Here is a 25,639-nt window from a genome sequence, read left to right as displayed (position 1 = left end):
AGAATGAAAAAAATTCTTGTTGTGTGCGGAAACGGATTAGGAAGCAGCTTTATCGTAGAAATGAATGTCAAAAAAGCATTAGAAGAGTTAGGGCTTGTAGCTGAAGTGGACCATACCGATCTCAGCACAAGTAAAAATGAACTGGCTGATCTATATATCGGAGCAACAGACATTATCGATCAGCTGGATGACGGCACAAGAAAGGTCGCTGGATTAAATAACTTGTTAGACCAGGAAGCTATTAAAGACATCCTTCGTAAACACATTTAAGCCACGAAAAAGGGGGATTCACATCATGATAGAACTGATCATGAATGATATATTGGGCACACCAGCCATTCTCATCGGTTTGTTTGCACTAGCTGGTTTACTTTTGCAGAAAAAATCAGCTGCCGATACCGTGTCAGGCACCTTAAAAACAACGATGGGTTTTTTAATATTAGGAGCGGGCGCCACAGTCGTATCTGATTCACTTGGCGTTTTTCGGAAAATGTTTGAAGCAGCATTTCACATTCAAGGGGTTGTCCCAAATACAGATGCCATGGCGGCCATTGCCCAAAAGGAATTCGGGACACAGACGGCTCTCATTATGATTTTTGGCATGCTGGTCAATTTATTATTGGCAAAATTCACCCCCTTTAAATACGTCTTTTTAACAGGACACCATACCTTGTATATGGCTGCAATGCTCGCAGTCGTTCTTTCGACAGCAGGAATGCAAGGAGCGCTTCTTGTCACTATCGGTTCAATTATATTAGGGACCGCTATGGTCATTGCACCCGCTATTCTTCAGCCATTCACAAGGAAAGTCACTGGAAGCGATGATCTTGCGCTTGGACACTTCAGTACCTTCGGTTATTTTACAGCGGGAATGATCGGAAAATGGATCGGTCGTCCAGAGAGATCAACAGAAACCATTCAAGTGCCTAAATCACTCGGCTTTCTACGAGATACATCTGTGGCCATTTCAATCACGATGGCTTTGCTCTTCTTTGCGATTGCACCGTTTGCTGGGATTCCCTTTATAGAACAAATGAGTGGGGGCACGAACTTCGCCGTCTTCATTCTCATCCAGGCGATAACCTTTGCTGCTGGTGTGTACATTATTTTAGCCGGGGTTCGGATGGCAATCGGTGAAATCGTGCCTGCTTTCAAAGGGATTGCCGATCGTTTTGTGAAAGGGGCAAAACCGGCACTTGACGCACCAACCGTTTTTCCATTTGCTCCAAATGCAGTCATTATCGGTTTTTTATGCAGCTTTGCAGGAGGCATTGTATCCATTTTTCTTTTACCTTTGTTTGGTTTAACTGTCATCGTTCCTGGTCTTGTCCCGCACTTTTTTTGCGGCGCTACAGCAGGAGTGTATGGCAATGCAACAGGAGGCGTGAGAGGGGCTGTCGCTGGGGCATTTGCAAATGGATTGCTTCTTTCTTTTTTACCTGCTTGTTTATTACCTGTGTTAGGAACCCTTGGTTTTGAAGGGACAACTTTTGGAGATACAGACTTTGGTATCATCGGAATCTTGATTGGATTGATCAAGCTTTTATTTCAACTGTAAAAAGGAGGGACCTGGGAATGACAGCCATTTTTTCACCTTCACTGATGTGCATGGATTTAACGCACTTCCGCGAACAAATTCATATTCTCAACCCAAGGGCAGATCGATATCATGTCGATGTCATGGATGGTCATTACGTGAAAAATATCACCTTATCACCCTTTTTCATAGAACAGCTTCGAAAACTAACAGATCGACCCATTGATGTGCATCTTATGGCAGAATCCCCCCAAGAATTTTTAATCGATGCCTGCATTGATGCAGGGGCAAGCATGATCTGCTTACACCCAGAGGTCGTGCAAAGAGACGTTTTTAGGATCATTCGGCAGATTCATCAAAGAGACTGTGAGGTCGGATTTGTCTTAAATCCGGCCACACCAATTGAAGCATTAGATTCCTATCTACATTTAATAGACCGAGTGACGATCATGACGATTGATACAGGCTTTGCAGGTCAGCCTTTTATTAAAGAAATGCTTCAGAAAATTAAACAGGTGAAAGCGGTAAAAGAGAAGAGAGGATACTCATTTTCAATTGAAGTAGACGGCTCTTGTAATGAGCACACGTTCCGGCAGCTTGCTGAGGCGGGAAACGAGATCTATATTATCGGAAACTCAGGTTTATTCGGCCTTCACCAGCAACTCGACACGGCTTGGGAGACAATGAAGCAATTGTTTTCAAAAGAAACAGCCTCAATTGAATCACGTGAGTAAAAGAGGATGAAACAATCCTCTTTTTTTACGCAATTTTACTAAACTTTTGTATCCAACCAAAACATACTCAAAAATAAAATAAAAAATCACAAATCCACACTTGAAAGCGCTTTACCAACGTGGTATTCTTCAAATATCTTTAGTAAATATTTAGTCAAAAACCAAGAGGAGTTTGCCTATGACCACACTCAAAGATATTGCTCATGATGCAAAAGTGTCCGTTTCTACTGTATCCCGTGTGTTAAATGGCGATCAAACCCTTGCCGTTTCTCACGCAACAAGACAAAACATCCTCGACATTGCAAAGAAGCTAAACTATACCCCCGTGAGAGCAAGAAAAGCCGATCAAGCAGAGGAAAAAAGCCCATCTGAATCCCCAGTCATCGGTATCGTAGTCGCTCAATCCATTGACGAAGAATTAAATGATCCCTTTTTTTCATCGATTCGAAAAGGAATTGAAAAAGAATATGCCAAACAAGGGCTGTCTACCCTTCATACCTTTCGCCTGAGAAGCATGGATAAAGGTGCGATGCTAAAAGATATTGACGGTTTGATCGTCATTGGACGAATCAGTCCTGATACGGTTGAAAAAATGACTAATCGAATGGAACACATTGTTTTTATCAATCATTATGCGGATGAGGATTTGTATGATTGTGTACATGTTGATTTTGTCAGAGCGGCAGATCGAGCAATTCACCATTTGCAATCGCTTGGCTATACACATCTAGGCTATATTGGTGGAAAGGAGCGTGAGCATTATTTCGAAGGGAATGCTGTGATTGAGGACGAAAGACAAACGACGTTTATGAAGAGAATGCAAGAAGCAGGTGGTCTTCATCTGGATGACATCCATATTGGGGAATACTCCATGCAAGAAGGCTATTCGCTCATGAAGCAAGCCATAACAAATGGAAACCTGCCACAAGCCTTTTTTATCGGAAGTGATTCAATGGCGATCGGTGCAATGCGCGCGCTCAATGAAGCAGGTCTACGTGTTCCTTTAGATGTATCCATTGTTGGGTTTAATGACATTGAAGCAGCTTCATTTTCAAGCCCGCCACTTACAACCGTCAAAGTATATACAGAAGAAATGGGGGAAGTTGGTTTGAAGCTTTTGCTTGAGAGAATAAACGGCAGAAAGCTTCCTCTAAAAGTCGTCGTGCCAACAAAACTCATCGAAAGAGGCAGCACATGCCTCATCCATGAAAGGGGGTGAACCCGAGATTTCAGCAAACAAAAAAGAGACAAAAAAGCAGAAAGCAAGCTGCTTCGCATGATGGCCAGATCATGCGAAGAACAAGGCAGCCTACCTGGATGCTCTCTTATCTCTTTGAAAAGAATAGAATTCCAGTATAATAGACTTCTTTTGTTTCCGCAACTGCATGAATTCTACCGATTATCGTCTGAATTTTCAGTGATCAAAAGGAGGAAACCATGAATAAAAAAATCATGCTGCTCACTGCGGCCTTTGTCTTGACCATTTTTTTGTCTGCTTGCAGCAATAACGGTACGTCTGAAGCAAACGGAAAGGTCACCTTAACTCTCTTTTCGACGATGAGCAACAGCGGGGAAAGAAAAGCGTTTGAAGAAGTGATTCGTGAGTTTGAAAAAGAGCATCCACATCTTCGAATCGATGCCAACTTCCCAGGCAACAGCTATGAAGATACGATTCGTGTCAAAATGGGGGCAAACGATATGCCGGATCTGTTTGACACACATGGCTGGGCAAAACTGCGCTACAGCGAGTATGTGGCTGATTTAAAAGAAATGGATTGGGTGAAACAGCTTGATCCTTCACTCGATCAAATTTTAAAGGACCAAGATGGCAAAGTATACGCGTATCCGCTGAATCAAGCAAAAGACGGGCTTAGCTTTAATGCCAATCTACTAAAGGACTATGACATTGAAATCCCTAGAACACTTGATGAGCTAAAATCCGCTTTGCTGACAGTGAAGGAAAAGAGCAAAGGAGAGGTTGTGCCGCTCTGGATACCAGGAGGAGACAACTCAAATATCGCCCAAGTCTTTGATGAACTCGCCACACCTTTATTGATCACCAGTCCAAACCACCGATACGGAAAAGACCTTGAAAACGGATCATTTGATTGGTCTCTCTATACACCGCTTGCACAGTTCATGAAGGAGCTGAAGGATCAAGATCTTTTAAACAAAGATGTCCTCACAGCAAAACTATCTCAAGCACCTGAACTGATGGCACAAAACAAAATAGCCTTCACCTTTGTCGGAGGCTCATTAGGACCTGAAGCATCTGAACTCAATCCATCGGTCAAAGTAGGGACGATGCCAGTTCCATCTATTCATGAAGGAGATAAGCAAAGCTGGATTGGAGGAGAACGGTTTACGGTCGCTGCATGGAAAGACTCCAAGCATCTAAAAGAAGCAAAACAATTCATTGATTTTCTCGCAAAGCCTGAAAATGCGAAAAAGATCGCAGAAGGCACATCCTCTGAAGCAGCCTTAACGCAAGTGAAAGCGAAAAACTATTACTCTACGTTTTACGATCAATACGAACAGGTGAAGATTGAACCGTATTTCGATCGAAAATACTTACCAAGCGGCATGTGGGCTGTCATGGCAACATCGGGTCAAGAATTATTAGCAGGCTCCATTACACCAGAACAATTATCGAAGAAGATGGAAGAAGAATATAAGCGTCTGAAAAAACAATAGCAGGCTCATGCTGAAACAGGAGTGAAGCCAATGAATGACATCACAAAAGCACAGCAGCCAGCCGCATTCACCTCTTTACCAAAACAGAAAATGAAAAAAAGCCAGAATTCATCCCTTTGGTGGATGTACTTGCCAGCTGTTCTCGTTGTCAGTACCTTTATCATTTATCCTTTTTTGAACGGAATTCAGCTATCTTTTACGAATTGGAATGGGTTCTCACAAACTTATGAATGGATTGGGCTGGATCAATATAAGCGTCTGCTTCAGGACCCAACGACATGGCTTGTTGTTAAAAATACACTTCTATACGGCATCGGGAGCACCATCTTACAAAATATCATCGGACTTGGATATGCTCTTTTATTAAATCAAAGCTTAAAAATGAGAGCGATCGCAAGAACAGTTGTCTATTTACCTGTCATGATTAGTCCGATTGCGATGGGCTATATTTGGTATTTTGTGTTTGCTTACCAAGGCGGTGCCTTAAACGATGTGGTGACGCTTTTTGGATTTGATCAAATGAATGCGCTTGGCAATCCGCAACTAAACACATGGATCATTGTGCTCGTCAACACCTATCAATTCGTCGGGATCGCGATGATCATTTATTTAGCAGGACTGCAAAGCATTCCTAAGGATTATTATGAAGCCGCACAATTAGACGGTGCATCCAGCCTCCAGCAATTCAGGCGAATTACATTGCCTCTCCTTATACCGTCTATCACCATTAATGTTGTGCTAAATGTCATTGGCGGGCTCAAGCTCTTTGATGTCATTGTGGCGCTTACTGGCGGCGGACCAGGAGATTCCTCACAATCAATGTCGACCTTTATGTATGATCTGTATTTCAAACGTCAGGATGCAGGCTATGCAGCAACGCAAGGGGTCTTCATGGCGGTCATCATCCTTGTCATTAGTGTCGCAGCGTTGATGTATTTCAAACGAAAGGAGACCGAGGTGTGATGGAAAATGCCTTTAAACGTAAGAAGAGATGGTACACCTTCCTCGCCCTTTTGGTGACATTGCTTCATCTCATTCCATTTTATATCTTGGTGACGACATCATTAAAGGGGATAGGAGATTTTAGTTCAAAATGGCTGTTTCCTAAAGCGCTTCATCTTGAAAACTTTCGCACGGCATGGACAGAGGCTCAGCTTGGCCAATCCTTTTTGAATACCGTGATCATTACGTTCAGCTCTGCTGTATGCCTCATCTTTCTTGGCTCCCTTGCAGCCTATCCGCTCGCAAGGAGAAGCACAAAGCTAAATCAAGCAGTTTATGTTTTATTCATCGCCATTATGGTCATTCCACCACTCACAGCCCTTGTCCCTCTCTATAAAATGGTCGTTCAAATCGGGATGATGAACACCTATCAAATCGCTATTTTAAATAATGTCGCTGCTTTTTTGCCGCTAACGATTTTCTTATACGCAGGCTTTATCCGGTCAACCATTCCAAAGGAGCTTGAAGAAGCAGCCCGTATTGATGGAGCGGGGACACTTAGAGTTTTTTTCACCGTCGTTTTTCCGCTTCTGAAACCCATTACCGCTTCTGTTTTAATCATTGCCTGTGTGTATATTTGGAACGACTATCAATTTGCCATCTTCTTTTTGCAAGATAAAGAGATGCATACACTCACAGTCGCCTTATCCCATTTTTTTGGTCAAAATCAACATCAGCTTCAGCTCGTTGGTGCTGCTGCGCTCATTGCAATGCTGCCGATGGTGACGATGTTTTTACTGTTGCAAAAATATTTTATCGCAGGGCTTTCACAAGGCTCTGTCAAAGGGTAGTTCAATATGGATGCGAAAAGGAGAGTCGTCTATGTCTAAAATTACATTTATCGGTGCAGGGAGTACCGTGTTTGCTAAAAATATATTAGGAGATTGTTTGTTCGTCCCTGCACTAAGCGGTTTTGAATTCGCTTTATATGATATCGACCACAACCGGCTGAAAGAATCCGAAACGATGCTCCGCCATTTAAAAGAGAACTACGGTGCACATGTGGCCATTAAGTCCTATCACAACCGAAAAGAAGCCTTAAAGGATGCGAAATATGTGATCAATGCCATCCAGGTTGGAGGCTACCGGCCAAGCACGGTGATTGATTTTGAGATTCCGAAAAAATATGGGTTAAGACAAACGATTGCGGATACGGTTGGCATCGGCGGCATCTTCCGCTTCCTTCGAACAATTCCTGTGATGCTTGATTTTGCAAAGGAGATGGAAGAGGTTTGCCCAAATGCTTTATTGTTAAATTACACAAATCCAATGGCCACACTGACAGGTGCGATGCTGCGCTATACACAGGTTCAAACAGTGGGTCTTTGTCATAGTGTGCAGGTGTGTACAAAGGATCTATTTGAATCACTTGAAATGGATCATGAAGGCATTGAAGAAAAAATTGCCGGCATTAATCATATGGCATGGTTATTAGAAGTGAAACGAGACGGAAAAGACTTGTATCCAGACATCAAAAAAAGAGCAAAAGAAAAGCAGCAATCGCGGCATCATGATATGGTACGTTTTGAGCTGATGGATAAATTCGGGTACTATGTCACTGAATCCTCAGAGCACAATGCCGAATACCACCCTTATTTTATCAAATCTCGCTATCCAGAACTGATCGGTCAATATAACATTCCGCTCGATGAATACCCGAGACGCTGCGAGGAACAAATCAACAACTGGAATACCATGAAGCATGACCTTGTGGGCAATACACAGATCACACATACTCGCTCAAAAGAATATGGTCCCCGTATCATTGAAGCGATCGAAACGAACATTCCCTTTAAATTTGGCGGGAATGTGCTGAACACAGGAGGCCTCATTCACAACCTGCCTGAAAAAGCGTGTGTCGAAGTGCCGTGTGTTGCAGATCGGAGCGGTATCATGCCATGCTATGTCGGAGAGATCCCTGAACAATTGGCTGGACTGAACCGGACCAATATCAACTCACAGCTCATGACAATCGAAGCAGCAATCAGCGGCAAAAAAGAGCACATTTATCAAGCGGCATTACTTGATCCACACACAAGCGCTGAACTATCGATTGATGACATCATCAAATTATGCGATGAACTCATTGAAGCACATGGTGAGATGCTTCCGCATTTTGCAGAACCGAATCAATATGCCGCATCAACCAACTTACAGAAATAAACCAGCCTCTACCTGATGCTACGCGCATCAGGTTTTTTTATGCTGCAAAAAGAGGATTGACTGAAACCGTTTTTAATATTATGATTTTTCTAAAGTTAACCAACAGTTAATCAAAAATACACCATGAATGAATCACATTCCGGAATCATTTCTCACAAACAAATGAATGGGCGACAACCTTTCACACGTTAGAGCAAGCTTTTATCACAACGTAAACCAAAACGACAATAATATTTGACAAAGAGTGTATACAGATGGGCGCCCATTAGATGAGACAATGACAACCAAACACATCCTATAAGCATGACATTTTTTCATAAAAAGGAGAGAGGGAACATGACCAAAACAGATGTACAAATGTTGAAAAATTATATTGGCGGACAATGGATTGAGGCAGAAACTAGTCAAACAGAGGCAGTATATAACCCAGCTACTGGCGAGATCATCGCAGAAGTGCCGCTATCAACAAAAAAAGATGTCGAACGTGCGGTACAGGCAGCACAACAAGCATTTATCACTTGGTCGAAAACCCCCGTTCCCCGCCGTGCCCGCATTTTATTTAAATATCAGCAGTTGCTCGTTGAAAAATGGGATGAGCTGGCTGAACTCGTCACGATTGAAAACGGAAAAAGCATAACAGAAGCAAAAGGAGAAGTGCAGCGCGGGATTGAATGTGTCGAATTTGCCGCTGGTGCACCAACCTTAATGATGGGAAAACAATTACCAGATATCGCATCTGGACTCGAATCCGGCATGTACCGCTATCCAATAGGCGTCATCGGGGGGATTACACCATTTAACTTTCCGATGATGGTCCCTTGCTGGATGTTCCCGCTTGCCATTGCGTGCGGAAATACGTTTGTTTTAAAACCTTCAGAGCGCACGCCGATTCTTGCCGCGCGTTTAGCCGAGCTATTTGAAGAAGCAGGTCTTCCAAAAGGTGTTCTCAACATTGTCAATGGGGCTCACGATGTCGTCAATGGTCTGCTTGAACACCAAAAGGTCAAAGCCATTTCATTTGTCGGCTCTCAGCCAGTCGCAGAATACGTCTATAAAAAAGGCACAGAGCATGGCAAACGTGTCCAAGCACTTGCAGGAGCAAAAAATCACTCCATTGTTCTCAAAGATGCAGATTTAGACGCGACAACGAAACAAATCATTGGTGCTGCCTTTGGATCAGCAGGAGAGCGCTGCATGGCTGTGGCCGTTGTCGCAGTGGAAGAAGAAGTGGCAGATGAGCTCATTCAAAAATTAGTTGATGAATCGAACGAGCTCGTCATTGGAAATGGAATAAATGAAGAGGTCTTTCTTGGTCCAGTCATTCGAAAGGAACATAAAGAACGAACGCTTCAATACATCCAGTCAGGGATTGAAGAAGGCGCAAGTCTCATTCGTGATGGCAGGAAAGATCACGAAACAAATGGAAAAGGGTATTTCGTTGGACCAACGATCTTTGACCATGTGACAAATCAAATGAAAATTTGGCAGGACGAGATTTTCGCCCCAGTCTTATCCATTGTTCGTGTCTCTTCACTAACAGAAGCAATCGACCTTTCCAATCAATCAAAATTTGCGAACGGTGCCTGCCTGTACACAGACAGTGCATCAAGCATCAGAGAATTTCGCGAAAACATCGACGCAGGGATGCTCGGCGTCAATATCGGTGTTCCCGCACCAATGGCATTTTTCCCGTTTTCCGGCTGGAAGGATTCTTTCTACGGGGACTTGCACGCGAATGGAACAGACGGAGTAGAGTTTTACACAAGAAAGAAAATGGTGACCGCGCGTTATATGTGATCAACAATCATGAATAAGCTAAGAAAATGCAGTTCCAAAAGGAGAACTGCATTTTTTTGTTGTCTCCTAGTCAAAAAGTAAGGGTTTTCATCGTTGTTTTAGCAGCGATTCTCCCAAGAAATCATCCTTTGTATTCATTCTTCATCAGCGTCTATCAACATAATTTGAAATTGGGCGTAAACCCCAAGATTAGGAAGATGAAAACAGGAGGAAAATGACACGATGAGAAAGAGGATGAAGTGCGGTGTAGGTTTTTTGATTCTTGCTTTGGTACTGAGCTGTATACCCGTATATGATGCGAGTGCAGCAAGTACCCCCATTGCAAAACGAGTAGGAAATGCAAATCCGCTCATAGACCATCACCTGGGGGCAGATCCGTTTGCGCTCACCTATAACGGAAGAGTGTACATTTATATGTCGAGCGATGACTATGAGTATCACAGCAATGGAACGATTAAGGACAATTCTTTTGCAAATTTGAATAGGGTTTTTGTCATCTCTTCGGCGGATATGGTGAACTGGACAGATCACGGAGCGATTCCAGTAGCAGGTGCCAATGGGGCCAATGGCGGGAAAGGGATTGCCAAATGGGCAGGCGCATCTTGGGCTCCAGCCGCTGCGGTGAAGAAGATCAATGGGAAGGATAAATTTTTCCTTTATTTTGCTAACAGCGGTGGAGGGATTGGCGTCCTGACAGCGGACAGCCCGATTGGTCCCTGGAAAGATCCTATCGGAAAAGCGCTCGTCACGCCAAATACACCAGGGATGTCAGGTGTTGTATGGCTGTTTGATCCAGCCGTATTTGTAGATGATGACGGGACCGGTTATCTATATGCTGGTGGAGGCGTTCCAGGCGGTTCAAATCCAACGCAGGGACAATGGGCCAATCCTAAAACAGCAAGAGTTCTGAAGCTAGGGCCTGACATGACAAGTGTGGTCGGTAGTGCATCAACCATTGATGCTCCTTTCATGTTTGAAGATTCAGGGATGCATAAGTATAACGGTACCTATTACTATTCCTATTGCATCAATTTTGGCGGCTCTCACCCAGCAGATAAACCACCAGGCGAGATCGGCTATATGACGAGCTCAAGTCCTATGGGTCCCTTTACGTATAAAGGACACTTCTTGAAAAATCCGGGTGCATTTTTCGGTGGCGGCGGTAACAACCATCATGCTGTGTTCAATTTTAAAAACGAGTGGTATGTCGTGTATCACACACAAACGGTGAGCTCTGCCTTATACGGAGCAGGGAAAGGCTACAGATCTCCCCACATTAATAAGCTTGTGCATAATGCTGACGGCTCCCTTCGAGAGGTCGCAGCCAATTTTGAAGGCGTTAAACAGCTTTCCAACTTAAATCCTTATCAACGGGTAGAAGCTGAAACATTCGCTTGGAATGGGCGCATTTTAACAGAGGCCTCCTCAGCACCTGGTGGGCCAGCCAATAACCAGCACGTCACAAACATTCAAAACGGCGATTGGGTGGCTGTCAGTAATGTCGATTTCGGATCGAGAGGTGCCAGAACCTTTAAAGCCAATGTAGCAGCCGCTTCAGGCGGACAAATTGAAGTACGTCTCGGCAGTCCAGACGGTAGAATTGCTGGAACACTCAATGTCCCTTCCACAGGCGGAAACTGGCGAGAAATAGAAGCGGCAGTAAACGGGGCAACGGGAGTACACAACGTATTTTTTGTCTTCAAAGGAAATGGTGCCAACCTATTCCAATTTGATTCCTGGCAGTTTACTCAAAGGTAAACAAAATCTGATGCTACGGCATCGATTAATGGTTGATGGGAGAGTGGGAAAATTTGATGTCCATAATCAAAAAACCAATTTGCACTTTATTGGTCTGCTTCACTATGTTGTCTGTCATGTTTTTAGGGCCTGGGGTAACTGAGGTGTCAGCGGCAGATGCGAATATTAATGTCAACGCGGAAAGACAAGTGATCCGCGGCTTTGGCGGAATGAACCACCCGGCCTGGATTGGTGATTTGACCGGACCTCAAAGGGAAACCGCCTTTGGCAATGGACAGAATCAGTTAGGATTCTCCATTTTACGGATTTATGTAGACGAGAACAGAAATAATTGGCACAGAGAAGTCGCCACCGCTAAAAGAGCGATAGAGCATGGCGCTTTGGTGATCGCTTCGCCTTGGAATCCTCCAAGCCATATGGTAGAGACTTTCAACCGTAATGGTGCGTCTGCAAAGCGGCTGAGATACAATCAATACGCCGCATATGCTCAGCATTTGAATGATTTTGTGACATACATGAAAAATAATGGCGTCAATCTCTATGCCATTTCCGTACAAAACGAGCCTGATTATGCACATGAATGGACATGGTGGACACCTCAGGAAATCCTGCGATTCATGAGAGAAAATGCCGGCTCCATAAATGCACGTGTGATTGCACCAGAATCCTTTCAATACCTTAAAAATATCTCAGATCCTATCTTAAACGATCCGCAGGCGCTTAGTAATATGGACATTCTCGGTGCCCATCTGTACGGAACCCAAATCAGCCAGCTTCCGTATCCTCTTTTCAAACAAAAAGGAGGGGGAAAAGAGCTGTGGATGACAGAGGTCTACTACCCGAATAGTGATAACAATTCAGCGGACCGCTGGCCTGAGGCATTAGGGGTATCAGAGCATATTCACCATTCAATGGTGGAAGGGGACTTTCAGGCGTATGTGTGGTGGTACATCCGGAGATCATACGGTCCTATGAAAGAAGATGGAATGATTAGCAAGCGCGGATACAACATGGCGCATTTCTCCAAGTTTGTGCGTCCAGGGTACGTCAGAATTGATGCAACGAAAAGCCCTGAACCGAATGTTTTCGTCTCAGCCTATAAAGGAAACAATCAGGTCGTCATTGTCGCGATTAACAAAAACAATACAGGAGTCAATCAACACTTTGTCATGCAAAACGGAACTGCTTCACAAGCGTCAAGATGGATCACGAGCAGCAACAGTAACCTTCAGCCTGGAACTGACTTAAACATATCAGGAAATCAATTTTGGGCTCATCTCCCTGCTCAAAGTGTGACAACATTTGTGGTCAAACGCTAAAAAACACCAAAAGCCAATTTTCTCATTAACAAAGAAAATTGGCTTTTTCTGTGTAAATAGAAAGTTGATTTTTCACGACGTCTCCACTTTGGGTATAATAATAACAATGACTTCAGGAGAGTGATCATAATGCCAAAGCTTCAAAGCAAAGTATTGATTATAGATGACGAAAAAGAAATCTTGGAATTAATCCATACCGTATTAACAAGAGAAGGCATTGACCGGGTGATAACAGCTTCAACTGCCCGTGATGGGCTCTCGCAATTCCATCAAGAACAACCCGATCTCGTCATACTGGATATTATGCTACCAGACGGTGAAGGCTACGATATTTGCAAACAAATCAGAGACGTCTCGCATGTTCCGATTATCTTTTTATCAGCAAAGGGAGAGGAATCAGACAAAATTGTAGGACTTGCCATTGGCGGTGATGATTATATTACAAAGCCGTTCAGTCCAAAAGAAGTCGCCTACCGGGTAAAAGCCCAGCTTAGACGGTCGTCATACTTACAGCCTTCTCAAGCAGAACCCATCATCAAAAAAGGGCCATTTGAGTTAAACGAGCAGCAAGCCGAACTGACGAAAAACGGAGCGGCGATTGAGCTCACTCCGAAAGAACTTATGCTGATGACCTATTTCTTGCAGCACCCGAATCGCGTGATCAGTAAAGAAACGCTTTATCAAACGGTTTGGGGAGAGGATTTCTTCGGTTCTGATAATACGGTGATGGTTCATATACGAAGACTTCGGGAGAAAATAGAAAATTCCCCATCTACACCAGAATTTCTCGTAACGGTTAAAGGACTTGGCTATAAATTCGTTGTAAAGGATGCGTAAAGATGAAATGGCGATTAACAGGCAGATATATGGTCTCTGTCATTATCGTGACCATTATCACGGTCTTTATTAACTTATTTGGATTCATGATTTGGCTTGTACTACAAGCAAGCAGCCAGCAAAACGAAGAAAATACGCCGGAAACCTTCACAAGAACATTTGAACAATACATCACCTTGTCCAATCAAGATATCACTGTGAGCAAAGAAGGACAGCAAGCCTTAAAACAACAAAATGCATGGATTCAAATATTAGACGAAAATGGACAAGATGTTTATCATGCACAAGCACCTAAAGGCTTAAAGAGCAAATACACACCTATAGAAATCGTAAACTTACATAAATATAAAGATAAGCAATTGATGTCGACTATCTATGCTGGGGGGAAAAATGGAAAGGGTAAGGAATACAGCTACTTTATCGGATTTAAGGACCCTTCCATCGGAAAATATTTATTTTCGTTCAATACGAAAGACTTAATATCGCAATTCAATATCGGGACGATGATTTTATTATCGATTGATGCCATCATTGCCTTAGTCATTGGATACTTATTCAGCCGGCAGCTCATCAAACCGCTCGGCCGTGCCATTTATGGCATCCAGCGGCTCGCAAACGGAGATTATACGACGAAGCTGCCAACTAAGGGGATATATAAAGATGTCTTCTATAATGTCAATCACTTATCAGAACAGCTCGCTTCAAGCCAAAAAGAAAAAGACAAATTAGAGCAAATGCGGGAAGAGTGGATCAGCCATATTTCTCATGATATTAAAACACCATTATCCTCCATTCAAGGCTATGCAGAAATCATGAAAGATCCAAATTATCCTCTTTCAGATCAAGACATCAAACATTATGCCAGCATCATAGAGAATAAATCACTGTACATCAAAGATGTCATGGAGGATCTCAATTTAACAACAAGGCTGAAAAATAACGACGTGATGCTGCATAAAGAGCTGGTGAACATTGTACCGTTGCTGCGTGAAACGTTAATTGATATCCTCAACGATTCGAGATATGCAGATCAGACCATTGAGCTGCAAACGAATGTAGACAAGCTTATGCTGAATATTGATACGATCCTCATACGAAGAGCGGTCACCAATCTCATTTTAAATGCCCTTGTTCACAATGATGCTGATGTGAAAATCATTGTACAGCTTGAACAAAAAGAAAACACCCACATTACGATTCAAGACAACGGCAAAGGAATCGAAGAGGCAGAGCTAGAAAAAGTGTTTGACCGCTACTATAGAGGGACAAATACAGGAGGGACACATGCAGGCTCTGGTCTTGGAATGGCGATTGCAAAGGATATTATCAAAAAACACGGCGGGGATATTACGATACAAAGTATGATTGGGGAAGGAACAACGATTGATATCCAATTACCCGCATGAACGGACATACAAAAAAACGGTTCTGCTCAATCACAGAACCGTTTTTTTCAACTATTATTCTGAAAACACTTTAATGCCTTTCACAATGTTCCAAATGAAGAAGTAGATCGCGACAAGGAATGTCACAGCATACGTTGCAATTAAGAACGGACCAGCATGACTGATATCGTTCATGCCAAGTAACCCTGAACCGGCAATACCGATGCCAAAAATCAAATAAGGAATTAAATGCGTCCAAAGCGATTTTTTCGCATGATATTTCACTTCGTCCTTTCCTAAGAAATAGACGATAATTGGAAACAGAAACGGTGCAAAAAAGATACTGAAGTAACATAATGAAGACAAAATTTTATTTTCTCTCAAACCTTTTCACCTCTATGATTGATTTAGAAGAGGGGACCATTTGACTCATCCCTCACTTCCTTACAACCCCATTGTACAACCTCAACCTTAACTTGTATTAATCCGAACCTTACAGCAACCTTAAAAATGTTAAACCGTAAAATGATCAATGAAAGATAAAATGATTATAGGTATTTCAATCTATTTTTTCAGAAAAAATAGTTGACTTTGGTCATCCCTCTGTTTAAAATAAAGTCGTAACCGATGCAGGAGTGTCACTGATATGATCAGGCACCACCAAGTCAGGTAAACAGTTTGTACATTTTGTACGTTGTTTGCTGAGATTTTGGTGTTTTTTTATGCTTTTTTTAGCATTTTAGGTAAGGTGGGATGAGGATGTTCACCGTCGTTAAAGTTTTAAATAATAATATCGTATTAGCTCTAACAGATGCTCAAAATGAAGTCGTTGTTTTTGGAACAGGAATAGGTTTTAAAAAGAAGAAAGGTGATACTCTTGATGAGAGCGCTGTCAGTAAGACATTTTATTCTGATCAGACGTCTCCATTAGAATCTCAACTTGCCGCTATCCCAACTGATATCCTTTTATTAACTGAAAAAATCATTCGTGTGGGCGAAGAGATGTTGAATAAGAAGTTAGGTTCCAGCGTGCTCTTTTCGCTATCGGATCATCTTACCTTTGCTATTCAAAGGCACGAAGAAAAAATGGCGTATGAAAACCCCATTGTGTGGGAAATTCCACATCTCTATTTTCAAGAATATCAAATCGGGAAAAAAGCACTGACAATTATTCAAAAAATGATGGGCATTTCTTTTGAAGATACTGAAGCTTCACTCATTGCCCTGCATTTTGTAAACGCTCAAATAGATGGTCAGTCTATGGGAGACACCATTAAGATGACTCACCTCACGAAGGAAATCGTCAAAATTATTCAAAATATTTTCGAGATGATATTGGATAAATCATCCATTAATTATTCGAGGTTTATCACACACTTGAGATATTTTATTGTGAGGCAGGAAACCAATCAACCACCGCAGCAGATGGATGACTCGTTAAAAGAATTAATTCAGGATCGTTATATGAAGAGTTATGCCTGCGGATTGATTATCAAAGAAATGTTAAAACGAGAATTCAATTGGAAAGTGACAGAAGACGAACTTGTTTTTTTAGTCATCCATATTGAAAGAATCACAAAGGAACACCAAAAAAATAACTGATTTCTTTTAGGCGTGTTATGAAAAAGCATTAACCTAAACAAATCTCCATGAAGAAGAATGATCTTTTCTCATGGCGGATTTTGTTTAGGTTTTTTTTGTGAAAATGAAGGGGTGAAGGCATGGAAAACAAAGAATTGGCTCAAGAAATTGTGAATTTAATCGGTGGAACCGAAAATATATCTCAAAGTTGGCATTGTATCACGAGACTAAGATTTAATCTCAACGATGAAAGCCAAGTAAAAGTAGATGAGCTGAAAACATTAGATGGGGTTTTAGGTGCACAATTTCAAAGTGGACAATTCCAAGTCATTATTGGAGCAAAGGTAGCAGAGGTCTATGAGGAAATTGATCATCTGGTTGGTCATAGCAGCAATGAATCTGCTCCTGTTAAAAACACGTCAAAGATGAATCCAATTGAAGTCGTATTCGATGTGATCAGCGGGATTTTCACACCTATTTTGCCAGCGATTGTTGGGAGTGGATTGATCAAAGGGATCATGGCACTGCTTGTTAGCTTAGGCTGGCTGACGGAAACAAGCGCTACCTATCAAGTGCTTCAAATCTTTTCAAATGCTGTCTTTTACTTTTTACCTTTCCTCATTGCTTATTCGGCAGCGAAGAAGTTTAAAACAAGAGAATCTCTCGCGCTCGCATTAGCAGGAATTTTACTATATCCAACGATGATCGAAGGTGCAGCAAAAGGAGCAGACCCGTTAAGCTTTTTAGGGTTAAGTATTCCACTAAATAATTACACATCTTCCGTATTACCAATTATTTTAGGTGTGCTATTACTAAGCTTTGTCGATAAGTGGATAACAAAAGCGATCCCAAAATCCTTAAGTATCGTATTTACACCGGTACTGAGCCTGATGATCACGGCTCCTCTTACACTGGCTTTTATAGCTCCTATTGGAAACGTTTCCGGGCAGTATTTAGAAATCTTTTTCACTTCTTTGTTCAATTTCGCTGGTCCGATTGCCGGTTTATTAATGGGCGGCTTGATGCCACTCATTGTGTTAACTGGGATGCATTACGCATTCTTCCCAAGCACGTTAGCCAGCTTTGAAAAAGTGGGTTACGATATCATGCTGCTTCCGATGAATTTCATTGCGAATATGGCACAAGCAGGCGCTGTGTTAGGTGTCATCATCCGCACCAAGCGGGTAGAAACAAGGTCTTTAGCACTTTCAACATTGCTTCCTAGTTTCTTCGGTATCACAGAACCAGCCATTTATGGAGTCACACTTAGACTAAAAAAACCTTTTTATGCTTCATTAATTGGCGGCGCAGTCGGTGGATGTTTTTACGGTTTATTTTCAGTTAAAACGACAGCCTTTTCGATTCCAGGCATCACCTCACTGCCCACTTACATTATGAAAGGGACGAATAATTTCCAGCTGGCTCTGATTGGAATCGCCTTGAGCTTCATCGTGTCACTTCTCGTCACCATTTTCCTTGGATTTAAGGAGTCTGTCACAGCCGTTCACGAGCAAGCAGCAGAAAAGCCAAATCACACTGTGAGTACAGAGAATCAACAAATGTCTAAGCAAACAAGCCCATTCGAAGTTCAAGCACCTATGAGTGGAAAGGTCATTCCTTTATCTGAAGTGAATGATTCAGTGTTCTCAAGTGAAATGATGGGGAAGGGAGTCGCAATTTTGCCTGATAAGGGGGTGGTACAAGCACCGTTCTCAGGAAAAGTAGTGACTGTTACGCCTACTAAACATGCCATCGGACTCGTTTCAGATGATGGAATTGAATTATTGATCCACGTGGGGATTGATACCGTCAGCCTAAATGGCCAATTCTTTGATGTACTAGTAAAAGAGGGCGATGAGATGAAGACCGGGGATCATTTATTATCGTTTGATATAGAAGGAATTCAATCAAACCATTTAGATGTAGTGACACCTATTATCGTCACAAATTCAACGCAATACCTTGATGTGATTCATACAGGTGACGCTCATGTCACCGCAGGTCAAAATAAGCTCTTAATGCTTATTCACTAATATAAAGAGAAGGGATGATTGAAATGAAGAATGTAAAAAAAGGATTTTCAGATGATTTTTTATGGGGTGGCGCAACTGCTGCCAATCAAATAGAAGGCGCGTACTTAGAAGGTGGCAAGGGCTTATCGACGTCAGACTTTGCTGCATATAAAGATCCTTATGAAAAAGGAAAAGTGAACAACTTTACTTTCGATGTTAGTTCAGCTGAATTAAAAAGATACAAGGAACAACCTGATGAATTTGATTTCCCGAAAAGACGCGGAATCGATTTTTACCATCGATATGAAGAGGATATTGCACTATTTGCAGAAATGGGCTTTAAAGTGTTTCGCTTGTCTATATCATGGGCAAGAATCTTCCCAACTGGTTTAGAGGAAAAGCCGAACGAAGAAGGATTGGCTTTTTATGATCAAGTATTTGATGAATGTGCGAAATATGGAATTGAACCGTTAGTCACGATGTCTCACTATGAAATGCCGATTACTTTAACAGAGAAATATAATGGATGGATGAGTAGAGAGCTTGTGCCGTTGTTTGAAAAATATGCCCGCGCCATTTTAGAAAGATATAAAGATAAAGTGAAGTATTGGATTACATTCAATGAAATGAATATGAACCTCAACAGCCTTTACACCGGTGCTGGAATTTTAGAGGACCTAGTAGACCATAAATTACAGGCTGCGTATCAAGCGTCACATCATCAATTTATCGCCAGCGCTCTCACAGTGAAGGCTGCAAAAGAAATCATTCCTCATGCACAAATTGGCTGTATGATTAACCAAATTGAAGCCTATGCAAAAACAACAAAGCCAGAGGACCAGCTGCAAGCGGTAAAATCGAACCAATTGAATATGTTCTATCCAGATGTTCAAGCTAGAGGAGAATATCCAACATACATGGTAAAATACTTTGCAGACAACGACATCAAGCTGGATATCAAAGAGCAGGATGAACAAATTTTGAAAGAGGGCATTGTTGATTTTGTGGCAATCAGCTACTATATGTCCCACGTTGCAGAAGCGCGAGAAGATGCGGCTGAGTTAGCGGGTACATTTGATAGTCCAATCAAAAATGAGCATTTGGAGCTATCACAATGGGATTGGCCAATTGATCCGATGGGACTCCGCATTTCATTAATCAAGCTGTATGACAGATACCAAAAGCCTTTATTTGTATGTGAAAATGGACTTGGCGCAAGAGATACATTGACACCAGACGGAGAAATACACGACGATTATCGAATTGATTACTTGAAAAAACATATTGAACAAATGAAAGAAGCAGTCAAAGAAGGTGTCGACTTAATGGGGTATACGCCTTGGGGATGCATCGACTTAATTAGCTGCGGAACATCTCAAATGAGTAAACGCTATGGTTTGATCTATGTGGATCAAGACGACAGAGGGAATGGTACATTAAATCGTTACCGAAAAGATTCCTTCTACTGGTACAAAAATGTGATTGCAACAAATGGAGAAGATTTATCATAATCCAGATTGAATGATGAAAACATCATTGCGCCCGCCTTTATTTGCCGGGTGCGATGGTGTTTTATTTGTTTACCGAAAAGAAACCCAAATCATGTCATAGCAAGCCAATAAATGTTTCACCTTGACCTTGAAGTATAGTTCAACCTTTATAATATATATATAGTAAGACAAAATAATGACAAAGGAGTAACGATGGAGTTGATGACTAGAGGAGAACTTGCCAAAAAAACAGGAATAAGTCCTGCCGCAATTCGTTACTATGAAGAGCACAACATATTACCTGCTCCAAGACGACGTTCAAACGGTTACAGATTCTATACAGAAGACTATGTTGTGAAGATTCAATTGATCAAAGATGCGAAAACATTGGGTTATTCATTAAAGGAAATAGCTGAAATCATGGACATGCTAAGTCAAGACATAGAACTTGATACGCTAAGAAAAATTGTCCATCTTAAACATGAAGAAATTGAAAGGAAAATCAAAAGCCTTCGTCTCATTCAAGACCTTTTATCTAACTTATTAAAAACTCCTGAAAAAAAAGTACAAGTCTACCTGGAATCATTTCGTGTACCAAACCAGGATGATCAATCCTCATATTGAGTGAAAGGAGAGAAAAAAATGAGTGTAGAAATTTATCAAGGTGAACGTTCTGACGAAAGTATTCAATTTGAAACATTATTCGCTTCGCAAAGTAATAAAGAGAGTTTTTCTAGTATCGAGCACACAAAAAAATTTCTTGAGCAAAAAGGAATTGAAAATACGCAGCCTTATGCCATTGGAGATGATGTGAAGTTAATGAGTGAGGTACAAGAGCAAACATTCGAAGGCATGCAAGTTTTCACATTAAATGAACAAGCATCACAAAATCAAAAAGTCATTCTCTATCTACATGGCGGTGCATGGACAAATCAGCCTTTGAATGTCCACTGGTGGTTCATGGATAAAATGGCGCAATCACTAGGTGCGAAAGTGGTCGCTCCTATTTATCCAAAAGTGCCTCATTATAGCTATCAGGATACGTATCCGAAAATTCTTAACCTATATAAAGACCTTCTGAAAACTGCCGGAAGTGCCAATCAATTGACGATTATGGGAGATTCAGCTGGTGGAAACATCTCACTTGGTCTGGCGCACCTTTTAAAGAAGGAGAATCTGCCACAGCCGAAGGATATTATTTTATTATCTGCATGTGTCGACATGAGCTTAAGCAATCCTCTCATGTTTGAATATGCAAAAAAGGACCCGATTCTAGGTTATGAAGGAATGGAAGCCATTGCAAAGATTTGGATAGCTGATCAACATGTAACTGACCCAATGATCAGTCCCATTTACGGTGACTTCAAAGGACTTGCGAAGATTACTCATTTCATTGGAACACATGATATGTTATATCCAGATGCCATAAAGCTCGATGAAAAACTAACAGAACAAGGAATTGACATCAAAACCTTTGTTTATCCCGAAATGCTTCATGTATTTGTTGTCATGCCAATCCCTGAGGCACAAGATGCTCAAGAGAAAATCATTCAGGTGATCAATCGTTAAGAAATATAGAATGATTTGATTGAAATAGTCGAAAGTTTAGTGAATGGGCTGCTTTCATGAAAGCAGCCTTTTTCAATTCAACTTGAAATACATCCAGAATGTCAACTCACTACAGATTAAACTTCTTTAAATTCCAATTTTTGTTTACAACGATCGTATTTCCCATTAATATAATGATTGTTCGCTTCTTCATTGGATTTAAATAAATGACGGCTAGTAAAGGAGAGTGAATGATGATTGTTTCCTTTCTTCAACCTATGGCTCTGATCTTGTTTACATTGCCTTTGTTATCTTTGATATGGGGGATTGTCGGCTATTTCATCTTTAAGCGGGTCTACGTCGTTCTAGTGATCACATTTGCAGCTTCAACCGTTTTTATCTTTGCCTATACGGGGTTCGATTTGTCGAATATGTATTGGGTCGTCGCAATGACTTTTCTATGCATGTGTACCTCTCTCATCACAAAAATCATCCAATTTATGATTCAACGCTATAAAAAAGCATAAAGAAGCTTATGCCTGCAAACATAAGCTTTATTTTTGTTTCCACTCATCTTCGGGCAAACAGTTCATTACCTAATGTTTGGTATAATAGATACGAGCATGGAAGGGGAAGGAGAACACGTTGGAAACTTTTGATTTATCCCAAGAAGATCTTGAATTAATAGACGAAGCAAAAAAGAAGATTATCAGTCTTTATGAAGATGATAAACACCATGTAGGGGCAGCGATCCGCATGAAAACAGGAGAAATAATGTCGGCTGTCCATATAGAAGCCTATATCGGACGGGTAACTGTTTGTGCAGAAGCCATTGCGATTGGCAGTGCTTTATCGAATGGACATAAGGATTTTGATACAATTGTTGCAGTGAGACACCCCTATTCAGATGAAGAAGATAGAAAAATTAGGGTAGTAAGCCCTTGCGGCATCTGCCGAGAGCTCATTTCAGACTTCGGACCAGCATGTTTTGTCATCATCGAGATGGCTGGGGAGCTGGTCAAGGTGAAAATCGAAGAACTCATTCCGCTCAAATATACTCGAAGCTGATGTACCACATAAAGATAAAGTAGGAAAAGGGATGCAGCAAACGTTAAGTGTGATCCTTGCGGCATCCAAGATGACTGAAAAATCGCTCAACAAAAGCAACCCCATATATTTTCTCCATATGATTCATGTTAAAAATATACTGTTCCATATGCTCAAGCTTGCGCAGACTGCGCACTAGTATTTTCCGTTCATCGTCAGAAAGAGCAGGGTCATCATTTACCTTCTCCAAAGCCTTTTTCACTCGTGCAGATACCTTTTCAACATAGAGATGGTTTTTGGATGTTGGCGGAATACATGCCGACAGGTCACAGCCTGTAAAACGAACACCGTCAAGGGTGCAGTTTTCAAAATCGGCGATCAGCTTTTGTTTGCCATTTCCCTCAAACGTTATATCTATTAGCTTACCAGAAAAGGTACAATTGACGATATTCGCTGCCTGTAAAACGCGGTCATTGAATCTACATTTAGAGAAAGTGCAATCGATAAACGTAGCATTCTCCAAGGTCATTCCCCTCATATCGCAAGAAGAAAATACGCAATTGGTGAAGACAGCTTCGTTTTTGCCAATGCCCACAGAACGCAAGTCGGAACGACTAAAAGTACAATGATCAATCGTACTACCGGCAAAAAATCTTGCATTCGTGAGATCACACGTATCAAATACAAGATGATCCAGGTGACAGCTCCAAAAAAAAGGAGAACGAACATTTGAGTTGATGATTGTCGTTCTGCTGATTGTTTCGTGTTCATACCTGGCAATATCAGAAAATGATTCGTTGTCTATTGATATACCAGACTCAAGTCTTCTCATCGCTATCACCCTATCATTTCTTCAGAATTTTTTACAATCATGATTTCCATTCAGCAAGTTCATTTCATTTTTCTTATCACTTGTATTTGACTCAAGATTATATCACAAAACGATACTCACCCAGCAAAGAACAGATATCCATTTTCAAGATGAAAGGGGCATAAAAGAATGAAAAGGTATGACACATTCCCAGAACCAATCGGTAGCTATATAGCCGGCCGAATCCAGATGGATTTTGAGTATACGGCATCAGATCACTCAAAAAGAGAATTGACCGCGTTTATATACTATCCATCTGATAGCAGCGAAGGGAAGACTGCATCAACGTACATGTTTCCTGAAGTCTACGAGATGCTTCATGAGCAGCCACTTGTCACTGAATATTTGAAGGAAATAAACTTCTTCTCTACCGATATCAAGACTCATTGTTATGACGATCTTGCTCTTTCCGGGAAGGAAAAGCGCTATCCAGTGTTATTCTATGTTTGCGGCGGGGGTGGTTCACCAGAATGGGGGACAGCCATCTGTACAGACATGGCAAGCCAAGGGTATGTTGTCGTCAGTATCGGCCATCAGGATAGCACCATGTATAAACGGAAAGATGGGAAGCTGGTGAATGTCTCAAAGGATTTTTCGGATGTCATGATGACGTTTTCTGAAGATACAGAGATGATGGCGCTGGCTAGTAAGATGAAAATGCGGCCTGACGATGAAACGGCTATTGAGATGTGCCGTAACGTCCTTACCTTGCCAACCATTAACGAGTTAACAAGATATAGTGAACGACAGGCAGAAGATGTAAGGTACGTAGCCGATTATCTTCACAAACTAGACTCTGGAGAATGGAAGTCTATCTTTCGTAACAGACTGCTACTCGACACGGGCATGGGTATCGCCGGGCATTCTTATGGCGGGCCTACAGCGGCTATTGTTTGCCGGGATGACGACCGGTTTGTCTGCGGGGTTGGCTTAGATAGTGGTGCATTCGGCCTTCTCGACAGCGACCTCAATAAACCCTTTTTGCTCCTGTTTTCTGAACCGAATTATTATATGAATGCGATCATTGGCGCTAACAACAGCATGGAAACCTATTATTTCTCCGTTGATCGTGCTGCACATTTAGATTACTGTGACATCGTGTTTACCGGCGTAGATGAGGAACTTAGAGGCACAAGGGATGCATTAGAGATGCGAAATCTTGTGACGGACTATACGAAGACCTTTTTTGATCATTATATCCTGCAAAAGGCTGTACGTGTGGAAAACCTGTCATATGAAGGTGTAGACTTAATCAAGAAAACCAGTAACAAGTGAGATAGGGGAAGCTGCTGATAGCAGCCTTTTAAAGAGTCAGTTTAAAGTTGAATAACTTATTTAATTCATAAGCAAAAAGAGCAGTCAACAACCTCTCTTTTTTCGTGTGTTAATCTTTATGTTTTTTAATGGACCTTTTGTGATATGAGTCAGCTTATACCACATTCTTTAAGTTCATATTAAGGTGAGTCACAAAAACCTAAACACATCTCCATTGTTCCAATGATAGATTGTGTTTAGGTTTTTTAGCGATTGAATCGTTTTCGAAGAACTAGGCATGAGATAGCAAAAACTGCGAAAGCGCCTGCTGATCCAGCAGCAAACATCAGCCCAGATTGTTCTAGTTTGGATTTGAATAACAAAGGGACAGAAAGAATGAGCGCGGCACCACTAAAGCCCAATCCTAATATCAACATTGCCAATAATTTATTCATAGAAACACCTCTTACACTTAGAATTTGAACAATGGAAACCTTTAACATTCCTAGATGGAGTGTAACATATGATAGCAGGCGAGTGGTTTCTTTTCATTAAAACACAATCTTGAACCAAACGATTTTAAACGAACACTGTTCTTTACGAACAATGT

The 25,639-nt window shown here is 41.6% G+C and carries 24 protein-coding genes; 21 read left to right on the top strand and 3 right to left on the bottom strand.

Going from position 1 to position 25,639, the window contains the following annotated elements; translation table 11 throughout:
* Positions 1–3 precede the first annotated feature (3 nt).
* The 13 genes from QRN39_RS15795 (at position 4) to QRN39_RS15735 (ending at position 15,247) form a co-directional block, all read left to right on the top strand.
* Positions 4–270: a PTS sugar transporter subunit IIB gene (locus tag QRN39_RS15795; protein ID WP_137054524.1), complete on the top strand. Its 267-nt coding sequence runs from the start codon at positions 4–6 to the stop codon at positions 268–270.
* 25 nt (positions 271–295) lie between these two features.
* The gene (locus QRN39_RS15790) at positions 296–1,558 is read left to right on the top strand and encodes a PTS ascorbate transporter subunit IIC (protein ID WP_106028859.1); all 1,263 of its coding nucleotides are present in this window, start codon (positions 296–298) and stop codon (positions 1,556–1,558) included.
* Between the two features lie 17 nt (positions 1,559–1,575).
* Positions 1,576–2,271, top strand: a complete 696-nt coding sequence (alsE, locus tag QRN39_RS15785; RefSeq protein ID WP_284907615.1) for a D-allulose 6-phosphate 3-epimerase — start codon at positions 1,576–1,578, stop codon at positions 2,269–2,271.
* Positions 2,272–2,449: 178 nt separating this feature from the next.
* Positions 2,450–3,490, top strand: coding sequence for a LacI family DNA-binding transcriptional regulator (locus QRN39_RS15780; RefSeq protein ID WP_284907614.1), 1,041 nt, complete (start codon positions 2,450–2,452; stop codon positions 3,488–3,490).
* Between the two features lie 218 nt (positions 3,491–3,708).
* Positions 3,709–4,965, top strand: a complete 1,257-nt coding sequence (locus QRN39_RS15775) for an ABC transporter substrate-binding protein (RefSeq protein WP_284907613.1) — start codon at positions 3,709–3,711, stop codon at positions 4,963–4,965.
* A gap of 30 nt (positions 4,966–4,995) precedes the next feature.
* A complete protein-coding gene (locus tag QRN39_RS15770) occupies positions 4,996–5,928 on the top strand; it encodes a carbohydrate ABC transporter permease (RefSeq protein ID WP_226805260.1) in 933 nt (310 codons plus the stop codon).
* Positions 5,928–6,758 (top strand): carbohydrate ABC transporter permease, encoded by an 831-nt coding sequence (locus QRN39_RS15765; RefSeq protein ID WP_106028864.1) that lies wholly within the window; start codon positions 5,928–5,930, stop codon positions 6,756–6,758. The genes QRN39_RS15770 and QRN39_RS15765 overlap by 1 nt, the downstream gene beginning before the upstream one ends.
* Before the next feature lie 31 nt (positions 6,759–6,789).
* Positions 6,790–8,130 carry an alpha-glucosidase/alpha-galactosidase gene (gene melA, locus QRN39_RS15760; RefSeq protein ID WP_284907612.1) on the top strand — a complete coding sequence of 447 codons (1,341 nt, stop codon included), beginning with the start codon at positions 6,790–6,792 and terminating at the stop codon, positions 8,128–8,130.
* A 336-nt stretch (positions 8,131–8,466) separates the two neighbouring features.
* Positions 8,467–9,927, top strand: coding sequence for a CoA-acylating methylmalonate-semialdehyde dehydrogenase (locus tag QRN39_RS15755; protein WP_284907611.1), 1,461 nt, complete (start codon positions 8,467–8,469; stop codon positions 9,925–9,927).
* Positions 9,928–10,149: 222 nt separating this feature from the next.
* Entirely contained in the window at positions 10,150–11,685 is a 1,536-nt protein-coding gene (locus QRN39_RS15750; protein WP_374726264.1) for a glycoside hydrolase family 43 protein, read from the top strand.
* Positions 11,686–11,738: 53 nt separating this feature from the next.
* Positions 11,739–13,004 carry a glucuronoarabinoxylan endo-1,4-beta-xylanase XynC gene (gene xynC / locus QRN39_RS15745; protein WP_284907610.1) on the top strand — a complete coding sequence of 422 codons (1,266 nt, stop codon included), beginning with the start codon at positions 11,739–11,741 and terminating at the stop codon, positions 13,002–13,004.
* A 129-nt stretch (positions 13,005–13,133) separates the two neighbouring features.
* A complete protein-coding gene (locus QRN39_RS15740; RefSeq protein ID WP_050944863.1) occupies positions 13,134–13,841 on the top strand; it encodes a response regulator transcription factor in 708 nt (235 codons plus the stop codon).
* 2 nt (positions 13,842–13,843) lie between these two features.
* Positions 13,844–15,247, top strand: coding sequence for a sensor histidine kinase (locus tag QRN39_RS15735; protein WP_137054533.1), 1,404 nt, complete (start codon positions 13,844–13,846; stop codon positions 15,245–15,247).
* Positions 15,248–15,301: 54 nt separating this feature from the next.
* Here the strand turns inward: QRN39_RS15735 and QRN39_RS15730 are convergent, their stop codons facing one another.
* On the bottom strand, positions 15,302–15,610 hold the full coding sequence (locus QRN39_RS15730; protein ID WP_050944865.1) for a magnetosome magnetite crystal formation protein family: 309 nt from the start codon (positions 15,608–15,610) through the stop codon (positions 15,302–15,304).
* A gap of 375 nt (positions 15,611–15,985) precedes the next feature.
* Between QRN39_RS15730 and QRN39_RS15725 the strand changes: the two genes are divergently transcribed.
* The 7 genes from QRN39_RS15725 (at position 15,986) to QRN39_RS15695 (ending at position 22,925) form a co-directional block, all read left to right on the top strand.
* The gene (locus QRN39_RS15725) at positions 15,986–16,828 is read left to right on the top strand and encodes a PRD domain-containing protein (protein WP_268458534.1); all 843 of its coding nucleotides are present in this window, start codon (positions 15,986–15,988) and stop codon (positions 16,826–16,828) included.
* Between the two features lie 119 nt (positions 16,829–16,947).
* On the top strand, positions 16,948–18,840 hold the full coding sequence (locus QRN39_RS15720) for a beta-glucoside-specific PTS transporter subunit IIABC (protein ID WP_284907609.1): 1,893 nt from the start codon (positions 16,948–16,950) through the stop codon (positions 18,838–18,840).
* Between the two features lie 14 nt (positions 18,841–18,854).
* Complete coding sequence (locus tag QRN39_RS15715; RefSeq protein WP_277552142.1) at positions 18,855–20,330, top strand: glycoside hydrolase family 1 protein; 1,476 nt, start codon at positions 18,855–18,857, stop codon at positions 20,328–20,330.
* A gap of 192 nt (positions 20,331–20,522) precedes the next feature.
* On the top strand, positions 20,523–20,933 hold the full coding sequence (locus tag QRN39_RS15710; RefSeq protein WP_106028872.1) for a MerR family transcriptional regulator: 411 nt from the start codon (positions 20,523–20,525) through the stop codon (positions 20,931–20,933).
* An 18-nt stretch (positions 20,934–20,951) separates the two neighbouring features.
* Positions 20,952–21,878, top strand: coding sequence for an alpha/beta hydrolase fold domain-containing protein (locus QRN39_RS15705; RefSeq protein WP_253622566.1), 927 nt, complete (start codon positions 20,952–20,954; stop codon positions 21,876–21,878).
* A 233-nt stretch (positions 21,879–22,111) separates the two neighbouring features.
* Positions 22,112–22,384: a DUF2651 family protein gene (locus QRN39_RS15700; RefSeq protein WP_050944871.1), complete on the top strand. Its 273-nt coding sequence runs from the start codon at positions 22,112–22,114 to the stop codon at positions 22,382–22,384.
* Between the two features lie 118 nt (positions 22,385–22,502).
* Entirely contained in the window at positions 22,503–22,925 is a 423-nt protein-coding gene (locus tag QRN39_RS15695) for a cytidine deaminase (protein ID WP_003211471.1), read from the top strand.
* Positions 22,926–22,968: 43 nt separating this feature from the next.
* Here the strand turns inward: QRN39_RS15695 and QRN39_RS15690 are convergent, their stop codons facing one another.
* Positions 22,969–23,736 carry a pentapeptide repeat-containing protein gene (locus QRN39_RS15690; RefSeq protein WP_268458543.1) on the bottom strand — a complete coding sequence of 256 codons (768 nt, stop codon included), beginning with the start codon at positions 23,734–23,736 and terminating at the stop codon, positions 22,969–22,971.
* Between the two features lie 168 nt (positions 23,737–23,904).
* Between QRN39_RS15690 and QRN39_RS15685 the strand changes: the two genes are divergently transcribed.
* Positions 23,905–25,050: an alpha/beta hydrolase gene (locus tag QRN39_RS15685; RefSeq protein WP_284907608.1), complete on the top strand. Its 1,146-nt coding sequence runs from the start codon at positions 23,905–23,907 to the stop codon at positions 25,048–25,050.
* A 245-nt stretch (positions 25,051–25,295) separates the two neighbouring features.
* Here the strand turns inward: QRN39_RS15685 and QRN39_RS15680 are convergent, their stop codons facing one another.
* Positions 25,296–25,484, bottom strand: coding sequence for a hypothetical protein (locus QRN39_RS15680; protein WP_253622570.1), 189 nt, complete (start codon positions 25,482–25,484; stop codon positions 25,296–25,298).
* Positions 25,485–25,639 lie beyond the last annotated feature (155 nt).

Origin of the sequence: Bacillus sp. lyk4-R2A-2 (assembly GCF_030209735.1) — a bacterium.
Classification (GTDB): Bacteria; Bacillota; Bacilli; order Bacillales; family Bacillaceae; genus Bacillus; species Bacillus pumilus.
Note: the sequence above shows the minus strand (reverse complement) of the source record. Positions and strands in the feature narration are given on the sequence as shown.